General features: G+C 42.0%; 6 protein-coding genes and 1 pseudogene. 4 read left to right on the top strand and 3 right to left on the bottom strand.

Annotated features, from left to right (window positions below; translation table 11 throughout):
• Positions 1 to 804: 804 nt before the first annotated feature.
• The gene (locus tag RM347_RS35225) at positions 805 to 957 is read right to left on the bottom strand and encodes a hypothetical protein (RefSeq protein ID WP_322715511.1); all 153 of its coding nucleotides are present in this window, start codon (positions 955 to 957) and stop codon (positions 805 to 807) included.
• 840 nt (positions 958 to 1,797) lie between these two features.
• Between RM347_RS35225 and RM347_RS35220 the strand changes: the two genes are divergently transcribed.
• Entirely contained in the window at positions 1,798 to 4,398 is a 2,601-nt protein-coding gene (locus tag RM347_RS35220; RefSeq protein ID WP_322715512.1) for an adenylate/guanylate cyclase domain-containing protein, read from the top strand.
• 65 nt (positions 4,399 to 4,463) lie between these two features.
• On the opposite strand, the pseudogene RM347_RS35215 reads toward RM347_RS35220, so the two are convergent.
• Both RM347_RS35215 and RM347_RS35210 read right to left on the bottom strand, forming a co-directional pair.
• Positions 4,464 to 4,638, bottom strand: a pseudogene (locus tag RM347_RS35215) (four helix bundle protein); the annotation flags it as partial.
• 58 nt (positions 4,639 to 4,696) lie between these two features.
• Positions 4,697 to 4,870, bottom strand: a complete 174-nt coding sequence (locus tag RM347_RS35210) for a four helix bundle protein (protein WP_416211856.1) — start codon at positions 4,868 to 4,870, stop codon at positions 4,697 to 4,699.
• Positions 4,871 to 4,985: 115 nt separating this feature from the next.
• Here RM347_RS35210 and RM347_RS35205 point away from each other — a divergent pair, with 115 nt between their 5' ends.
• From RM347_RS35205 to RM347_RS35195, 3 genes are read left to right on the top strand one after another with little or no spacing between them, the layout of a single operon-like run.
• Positions 4,986 to 6,476 carry a cyclic nucleotide-binding domain-containing protein gene (locus RM347_RS35205; RefSeq protein WP_322715513.1) on the top strand — a complete coding sequence of 497 codons (1,491 nt, stop codon included), beginning with the start codon at positions 4,986 to 4,988 and terminating at the stop codon, positions 6,474 to 6,476.
• Between the two features lie 38 nt (positions 6,477 to 6,514).
• Complete coding sequence (locus RM347_RS35200; protein WP_322715514.1) at positions 6,515 to 7,579, top strand: substrate-binding domain-containing protein; 1,065 nt, start codon at positions 6,515 to 6,517, stop codon at positions 7,577 to 7,579.
• A 31-nt stretch (positions 7,580 to 7,610) separates the two neighbouring features.
• Positions 7,611 to 7,847, top strand: coding sequence for a hypothetical protein (locus RM347_RS35195; protein ID WP_322715515.1), 237 nt, complete (start codon positions 7,611 to 7,613; stop codon positions 7,845 to 7,847).
• Positions 7,848 to 7,951 lie beyond the last annotated feature (104 nt).

The following is a 7,951-nucleotide window of genomic DNA, read 5'->3' as shown; positions in this document are numbered from 1 at the left end:
ACAAGGCTGTTCCAGAACGCCCAGGTCGTAGTGAACCACGAGTTCGTAAACGTCGCCCCAAAATTTACCCCTTGATGACCAAACCCCGGCATGAGTTACGCAAACAATTGCAAACTGCTTAAACTGCAAGTGTTTCAGCTTTTCTTAGTGCCATTCAATACAGACCCCCTGGCTTTTGGTTGCGACTGGGTGCGGGATTATTTGCGAACAAATGCCGATGTGAAGGAGGAGGACAGATATCTGTGCGATCGATCTCCCCAATAGACATCAACGATATGAAGCTGGACGAACTTTGGGGTTAGAGGGTAATACTCGTTTGCTGATTTTTTAATGAAGTTATAAGAGCGATCGCCCCAACAGAGGTGAAACGGCTGCTGACGCAAGTATCTGTAATTCCTCATCGCACCTGTTGGAACCAACCTGAGATTCTGACTTCTCCCGTTAAGTCTCGAAAAGCTTGCTAGATAAGGATTTAATAAATAGGACAGCATATACGGTACAGTAGTCAATACCTTCGCCAAAAAAAGAGTATGAAGAGATAGGGCTGCCGTAGTAGAGTTATTGTCTCTCAAAACGACAACTCAAAACTCACTCTCCAGCCCGTGTTCGATATCCTATCACTGCTACAATGCCTGCTACCAGAAAGTAGACTTGTGCTATTGGCACTTATGTACCAGATGTAAGTAAGGCTGTTTCCCTATTCTCATATCCCAATTCATTTGTTAACTGGCGAATTGATTCCTGATTGATAACTGGTAGAATCAGGGCTTTCTGATTAAGCCATCTAGTCTCATTCGCTGGGACTTAATACATCACTGGTTGCATTTTGTCAACAACTTTTTTGAGAGCATCATCTTCTTCAATGCCCATAAATTCCAAAATTCTACCAATTGTCTGTAGCCGCTGTTGCGAAGATGAAAGAATATCTTCAAATTGAACTCTTAAAATGTTAGTCACTTTCTCTTGTTCTAGGCTTTCTAAAATGACTTGATGTGGACTAGACCACTGTAAGCCACAAACATATTCTAAAGGTTGGTTTATTACCTCTTTCCATTGGGGAGGAAGTTCATAGCTCCACCAATGTTTCCCCCAGTCAAAAACATCGGAATATCCGGGGATAGCTAAATTAGCAATTCTCTCTAAATTATGAGAGAAAAATCCTCGGTGATGCCAGCCATCATAGAGACCGTTAATACTTGTTGCGGCAAAGCGAGTAAGATGAATGATTTTAAACTCGGCATTAGGAAAAAGTTGCTTGAGTTTGGCTTTTAACCTTATTTCTTAAGCCAAATTTTTATGTTTAACTAATAATTTAGCATAACAGGTACTGAAGAACCAAAAATTATTGGTAGGTTTCTGAATCCTGTGCGATGTTGTAAGTTTCTGCAACACTATTGACAATTTTATCAAAGTCAAATTTTTGCAAAACACCATTTTTATCTGCCGTCAAATACATGAAAATAATGTCAATTTCTTTTTCTGAAGTTCAGTTAACATGGGTTATCGGTATTGCAACAATTAACCTCATAATAAGCTGATTTTATTTTTTTTAATCTTGCCTATACTAGATTCCTACCTTCCCTACCTTCCCTACTTTTCCTACTTTAAAGTCAGGAATAACTTATTTACAAATAATTTGTGATGCTGCTTGACTTAGATACATTAATCTGAATAAATAGATAAAACAAAGAAATACAAATACAAGGTTCAAAATCTGAAAAAATCTAGAAATAGTAAATATATTGGTTTAGACGTAAGCAACAGGTTAAGTATTCACCATCAAAATTAATAAAAAAGATGTTAAATCCCCAAAATCGCTGGCGGAAGTTGCGTAATGGCTCCCTAACTAATCTAAAACTGGGTGACTGGACAATTAAATCCAAGCTGCAAGCATTGCTCCTGGGAGTTAGCCTGGGTTCTGTAGTAGTAGTTAGTGGGATTGGTTGGTATCAAACACAAGCTACCCTCAGAAGCAAAATCGCCGAGCAACTTTCCGGTATACGTACAACCAAAGCCGAGCAGTTTGAGTCGTACTTTGAAAATTTGAATAACCAAGTGGGGATGCTGGCGGCAGATGGCAACATCGTGAAAGCGATGGTGGATTTGAATGGGGGTTTCCGCAACCTCGAGCGCAACTTTATTCCCCCCGAATGGGATACAGCATTGGATGCTTACTACACCAAACAATTTTTTCCTCGCTTGCAAAAGAATCTATCCCCTGAAGCAGTGATTCCCAGTGTCTATCAGCCCCTCGGACAAGCGGCTCGTTATCTTCAGTATCACTACATTGCATCTAATCCCAATCCAGTTGGCAAAAAAGACCAGCTTCTTGATGCTGGTGATGGCAGCGCTTACACCAAAGCTCATGCCAAATATCAACAATTCTTTGCAGGAATTATCGAAAAATTCGGTTATTACGATTTATTTTTGATTAATCCTAAAACAGGAGATATCATCTATTCCTATTTTAAAGAGTCAGATTTTGCTACTAATCCGCTACAGAGTTATGACTCCCAGAATGCACTAAAGGATTTGGTGCAGGCAGTCCAGACAAATCCGACTCAAGGTAGCATTCAGGTTATTGATTTCAAGCCTTACCGTCCCTCTTATAATGCTCCGGCTGCTTTCCTGGGAACGCCCATTTATAGCGGTTCTAACATGATTGGCATCTTGGCAGTACAAATTCCTATTGAAAAGATCAACAACGCTATTAGCCGGAATAATAATTGGGAAAACAGTGGTTTGCAGAAAACAGGGGAAGCTTATTTAGTCGGGCCCGATTCCCTAATGCGTTCGACATCTCGTTTTTGGGTTGAAGACCCCAAAAAATATCAAAATGCTGTTCGTTACACGGGGACTGACAAGAGAACTCTGCAACTGATGGATAACTTCAACACTACCATTAGCTTACAGAAAATCAATAGTCCAGCCGCCAAAGCCGCCTTAGAAGGGCAACAAGGGATGATGGTAGACCGCAACTATCGGGGAGCAGAAGTATTGAGTTCCTACACTCCTTTGAAGTTGAACGGGTTAAATTGGGGGATTATAGCAGAGATGGAGGTGGGAGAAGCTTATCGTCCGCTTTACACTTTACAGGTAATTTTGCTGATTGCAGCGGCGCTTTTCTTACTGGGGACGGCGTTTTTAGCGGCAATTGCTGCGAAAATTTTCACCTCTCCCCTGCGTCGTTTGACTGATAGCGCCCGGAAACTGAGTGCTGGGGAACTGGATACAGAAGTTGATGTGACATCCCTTGACGAGTTTGGGGAATTGGCAACAGAGTTCAAAGAGGTGGCGAACAAATTACATCAAACTGAGGAAGAGCTGGAAACCAAGAAGCAGGAGAACGATATTCTCTTGCAGAATATCTTACCAAGAGCGATCGCCGAACGCAGGAAACAAGGAGAGCTATCCATTGCGGAAAACTTCAAGCAAGTAACCATCCTCAATGCTCATCTGGCTGGGATTGCTGAATTGAACAAACGCCTGTCACCGCCAGAGATCACAAAATTGCTCACCGAGCTATTTGATGAATTCGATGACTCCGCAGAACGCTACGGCTTGGAACGACAGAACTCTCTGAGTACAAGCTATGTGGCAGTGTGTGGACTCACTGAAGTCAGATTTGACCACAGCCAGCGAACTGTTGATTTTGCCCTAGCCATGTTAGACATAATCCAGCGTCTGAATGTTAATCACAATTCTGCCTTGGCTTTACGCATCAGCATTCATGCAGGTTCTGTGACAGCAGGGGTAGTCGGAACACAAAAATTTGGATACAGCATTTGGGGAGAAACAGCATATATAGCAAGCAATCTTCAAAGCCAAGCTGAGTTGAACTATATTTTACTGACTAAGAGTGTGTACGATCGCATAGCCGATAGCTATACTTTCATCCAAAACCCGGTCGTCAAAATTCAAGGTCTGGGGGAAGTAGAAACCTGGACGCTAGTAACCACCAGGAAGTTAGTTCTAAGTCAAGTGGAGTTGGTTCAGTCATCCTTTGCTAAAGTTAAACCCATCGCTGATAAGGCTGCCGAACTGTTTTACAACCGACTGTTTGAATTAGAACCTTCTTTTCGTGCTTTATTTAAGGGGGATATGAAAGAGCAGGAACGTAAGCTAATGGCTACGCTTGCACTTGCAGTGGAAGGTTTGCGTCAACCAGATAAGATTATCGGTCCCGTTCAGAAGCTTGGTCGCAGCCATGCGAGCTATGGTGTCAAGGCTGAATACTACGATATTGTCGGCGAAGCTTTGCTGTGGACGTTAGCGCAAGGACTGGGTGAAGACTTTACTACGCCAGTGCGAAAAGCATGGGAAGAAGCTTACACATTCCTGAGCGAAATTATGAAAGAAGCAGCAGCGGAACCTGAGTTTTCAAAGATAGGCGTTTGAAGGGGGCAAGAGGCAGGGGGCAGGGGGCAGGAGGCAGGAGGCAGGAGGCAGGGGGCAGGAGGGTTTTAAGACTTAATTTTTTGAATGCTTGACACTAAAATTCCTTGAAATCTATCGACTTCTTCCAAAACGGGAGTAAATAGTTCAGGGGATGCTAATCCAACTTCCTTGGAAATAATCAACTGAGTGTCAAGTTCAAGGGAGCGAACCTAAAGCAATATGTAGAAATTGGATATATTCGGAGGCAGGAGTTAAAAGGCAGGAGGCAGGAGGTTAAAATAACGCCTTGTTCTCGCTTTTACATATTAATAAAAAACAGTTGCTTCTTTCCTCCTGCCTTCTGCCCCCTGCCTTCTGCCCCCTGGCTAGTTAATCCGTAAAGCTCAGATTTCGGAAATTTTTCGGTAAATCGATAGCAGTTAATGGCAAGCTTGACTCCACGCTGCCAGATAAATTGCTCTCTGTAGCTCATGGTTTAGAAGTTTGAAGTAGGAAGTTGGGAGAAACTAAACTATTCTACACTCCTGCCTCCTGCCTCCTGCCTTTTTCCCCGCTACTCACCGTTCATTGTTCATTAAAAAACAGTCATGGATAAATCATTTCTGGGATGGATATTACTTTTGGGACTGGGATTTCCATTGTTCGGTATATTGCTTGGTGAAGCTGCCTCAAGATTAGAACGGCAGCAGCACCCCTTAGCAGTTGCTCTGCGTCAGATACGGGAGTATGTGTTACCTCCCTTAGCCATAATTTTGGTCATGCGACAGCTTTTAAGCGTCGCTGGCAAAGATTCCTGGGCACGTTTTGTGGAAACGTTAACTTGGGTTGCCGTGATTGTGGCGGGAATTTCTTTAATTAACGCCCTGTTGACCACAAAAAAACAACCGATCAAATGGCAAATTCATGTACCTAGCCTGTTCTTTCAGGTAGCTAGGGGTGTGGTAATCTTTGCCATTGGTTATCACATTATCAATGGAATTTGGAATATAAATTTGACTGGCTTGGGCAGCGCTGTGGGGATAGCTTCAGCGGTAATTGCCCTAGCGCTGCAAGATACTCTCAGTAACCTGGTGTCAGGATTACTGCTGCTATTTGCCAAACCTTTCAAAACAGGTGATTGGATTGAGTTAGATGGAAAGCAAGGACGGGTAATTGAACAAAACTGGTGGTCAGTCACTATGAAAAATCCGGTGATGACATTCAACGTTCCCAACGGAGTGTTGTCGAAGGCAAGCATTATCAATTACGGTCAGAGAGGAATCTGGAAAAGTATTTACGCCTCATTTTCTTATGACGATTCTCCTGGTGAAGTGATTTCAGCCCTAAATACTTTGACGGAGGGTATAGATACGATCGAAGCCAAAGATCCTGCTCTGGTTAGTTCCTATGAAGACTTCAGTATCACTTACAAGCTTTCCTATAAAGTATTGCCGGAAGAAGATTGGATCGTTTCTGCAGAACTCAAATTTCGACTTTACTATATAACCAAACGTTATGGCTTTACTATGCCTTATCCGATTCAAGTGCAGTACGATGTCGATACTCAAAAAGGAATACCAAGCCGGATTCCTCAAGTAGTCGAGAACCGCCAACAGGAATTGGTAACTTATTTGCGATCGCTCCCATATTTCTTAACTCTTAATGATAATCAGATTGAGAAACTGAGTGAACGGGCTAAATTTAAAGCCTACGGTAAGGATGAGTTAATTATTCAGGAAGGTAAAGAAGACGAGGGACTTTATATTATCTTCAAGGGTGCGGGACAGGCTTATCTCAAAGACGCGCAAGGGAACCGTCAGATAGTGGACGAGCTGGAACTTAACGAAGTATTTGGTGAAATGGCTATCTTTCCAGGAGAGGTAAGTCCAGTTACAGCGATCGCTAATGAAGATGTTGAGGTTGTAGTGATTCCAACGGACGAGGTTATTGAAATAATCGAGTCTAACAACAAATTTGCCTCAGAGATTCTTGAGTATATCGAAGAACGGAAAAAGATGGTTCGATTTGCCAAAGGAATTAAGGAGGATGTAATTCTGCCAAATAACAAAAATGGTCGTCGAGTGCAAGTGGGAAGATAATGTCATCAATCAGGAGAAATTTCAGAAATTACTTATTTTTGTGCAGCATAGTTTTACTATTAGCAGCTTGCACTGGTCAACCAAAAACCTCAAAAGTAAATATTGATAATCAAGCTAATCTGGACAAATCTGCAAAAGAAAACTTAGGTATTCAGAAAGTCGAGAGGAAATTAGTTAAATCACTCTCAACCCAAGACTCAGCCCAACAGGGTATTGTGCTTCCGGAGGTAAACCCCCTAGAACTAGAGGGAACAATAGCGATATCGGGAACTCAGGTAGTTTTGCCAATTAGTCAGGCTATTGCTCAACGCTTTATCCAAGACGGGTATCCTAGCAAGATTAATCTCGCTGGTATTGATACGGTCGTTGGCTTCAAACTATTTTGCCAGGATAAAACCATAGATATTGTCAATGCAGTTCGCCCGATTACCAGTCAGGAGTTAGCCGCCTGTGCTAAGTCAGGTATTCAGCCGATAGGCTTTAAAATTGCTACCGATGCCGTGACTATTGTAGTTAGTTCTGAGAATAATTTTGTCCCCAACACTCTGACACGCGACGAGCTGGTAAAGGTATTTACTGTGCAAAAGTGGTCAGATGTCAATCCCAAATGGCCAAAAGAACTGATTAAACGCATTATTCCAGCCGGGGCTGGTACGGGGGGAGCAGTTGACTTGTTTGCCCAAGCTATTCTCAAGGGGAATGTTAGCCAACTTACTAGTGCCCCCAATACGATATTTTATGACTTTGTAGAGCAGTTATACTCAGAAGCTTTAATTGATTCCTACATGGTTGGCTTCTTAGAGTATGGCTCCTATCAAGAAAACCGCGAGAAGTTGAAGGCGATCGCTATTGATAAAGTAGACCCTTTCCTGCCAGGATATCCTCTTACTCGCCCTTTGTACATTTATGCAGATGCCAAAGCGATTCGGAAGCGACCGGAATTAGAAGGGTTTATTAACTATTACTTGACCTATGTGGGCCAAGAAATTTCTAATCTTGGCTACCTTCCAGTTAAACCAACCGTATTGGATGAATCAAAAACCAAGTTTTTGCTAGTGTTGGGTAATAAAGAGTTATTGAAGTCAGCAAGTAAGAAAAATTAGTTAGTGGGACAATTTTACACTTTTAGAAAAAATGAACAATAAAAAACTGATGGTTTTTTCCACAACTAATTTGCCGAAAGTTTTAACAATTACAGGAATAGTTATGCTCACCTCTTCTGTTTATTTGGGTGATGCTCAGGCTCAATCTCTGGCTAACAGTAGAACTTTATTAATAGCCCAAAATCTAGGGGGAATAGTCCGCAAAATTCCCCTAGAAGAAGTCGCACTTCCAGCAAGGTCTTCAGCAAAGAATACATCTCCAAAATAGTATCATTCTGTGATAAAAGAACATTAAAGAAGTTTTTTGACACATAAATATGAGTGATATACTGAAGCACATTGAAGAAAATCCTAAAGAAACACGGAGGTTAA

The sequence above is a fragment of the Nostoc sp. ChiQUE02 genome (assembly GCF_034531305.2).
GTDB lineage: Bacteria > Cyanobacteriota > Cyanobacteriia > Cyanobacteriales > Nostocaceae > Nostoc.
Note: the sequence above shows the minus strand (reverse complement) of the source record. Positions and strands in the feature narration are given on the sequence as shown.

Excerpts from the sequence above, each read along its gene's own strand:
- RM347_RS35210 (WP_416211856.1), bottom strand. The coding sequence starts at position 4,870 with ATGAGCTACAGAGAGCAATTTATCTGGCAGCGTGGAGTCAAGCTTGCC.
- RM347_RS35195 (WP_322715515.1), top strand. The coding sequence starts at position 7,611 with ATGAACAATAAAAAACTGATGGTTTTTTCCACAACTAATTTGCCGAAA.
- RM347_RS35220 (WP_322715512.1), top strand. The coding sequence starts at position 1,798 with ATGTTAAATCCCCAAAATCGCTGGCGGAAGTTGCGTAATGGCTCCCTA.
- RM347_RS35205 (WP_322715513.1), top strand. The coding sequence starts at position 4,986 with ATGGATAAATCATTTCTGGGATGGATATTACTTTTGGGACTGGGATTT.